Below are 1,216 nucleotides of genomic sequence, written 5' to 3' on the forward strand. Positions count from 1 at the left end.
TGCTGAGCGAGTCGGTGATTGCGGCTATGAGGAACATCTGTACGCTGGGCAGAAACGAGAGCACTGTGAGAAGGGTGAACGAGCTGAGCACAAGAATAGGATGCGCCCGTAGCGCATACCGCAGGGCCCAGAGAGTTTGTCTAATCGTTTTTAACACGATGGTGTCCCTTCTTCTGTGGATCCGGCGCCGTCAGCAACTGACAAGTCCGACGGCGTGTGTTCCGGCGCATCCTCTATCTGTGAGGCGAAAATTTCGGCGAACCGCCCGCTAGCGCCTAATAGTTCGGTGTAGGTTCCCGATTCGACGATGGTTCCGTGATCCACCACATGAATGACATCCGCGTGTTTGAGAGTCCAGGCGCGATGTGAGACCAGAATCGTCATGTGATCCGCCGCAACTTTGCGTAGGGTAGCGAAAATCTGCTCCTCGGCGTGGGCATCAATCGCGCTGGTGGGTTCGTCCAGAATCCATAGGGCAGTGTTACGCAGGATCAGGCGCGCCAATGCTAAACGCTGCCATTGCCCGCCTGATAGCCCGACCCCGCCCCACTGTTCACCCAGTTGAGTGTCTAAACCGGCAGGCAGGTCCCGCACGAACTCGGCGGCGCGGGCTTTGCTGAGCGCATCCCAGAGATGCTGATCGGTGGGCGGTTCCTGCCCCTGAGCGTGCGTGCCCAACAGCAGGTTTTCTCGCACGGTCAGCTCGTACCGCCCGTAGTCCTGACTGAGCAGGGTGGTGTGCTTAAAAACCTGTTGCACGCTTAGCGAGTCGACCGGAGTGTCGTCGAAGAGCACGCTGCCTGCGGTGGTGGGAATCAGCCTAAGGATTCCGCGCACCAGCGTAGTTTTCCCCGCGCCGCTGGCACCGACCAAAGCCACTATCTGCCCGCGTTTTATATGCAGGTTCACGTGGTGCAGCGTTGGTGTATCCGCCCCGGGATAGGTGACGCTCAGATTGCGTACAGTGAGTTCGCGCGGAGAATCACCGGTTGCGGGCGGATTATGATGCGTTGTCTCTGAAGCAAGCACGTAGCGCGGATTATCCACAAACGCGCGATACTGGGCAATCGACATCGCCCCGTTTGAGACCTGCCCGAAGGCGTAGCCAACATCCTGCGTGGCCGCAATACAGGTGAGCGTGCCCACCAGCGCACCGGCAATCTCGCCCGCGCTCGCCCCGGAGCTAATCAGGCAGTAGAGCGCACCCATCAGCAAC

General features: G+C 59.4%; 1 protein-coding gene. It reads right to left on the reverse strand.

Features of this window, described 5'->3' with window-relative positions; translation table 11 throughout:
* Positions 1–150 precede the first annotated feature (150 nt).
* Positions 151–1,216 (reverse strand): ABC transporter ATP-binding protein (locus tag Q4P78_RS08990; protein ID WP_303340030.1); only part of this gene is annotated, 1,066 nt, incomplete at its 5' end.

The sequence above is a fragment of the Rothia sp. (in: high G+C Gram-positive bacteria) genome (genome assembly GCF_030540545.1).
Taxonomy (GTDB): Bacteria; Actinomycetota; Actinomycetes; order Actinomycetales; family Micrococcaceae; genus Rothia.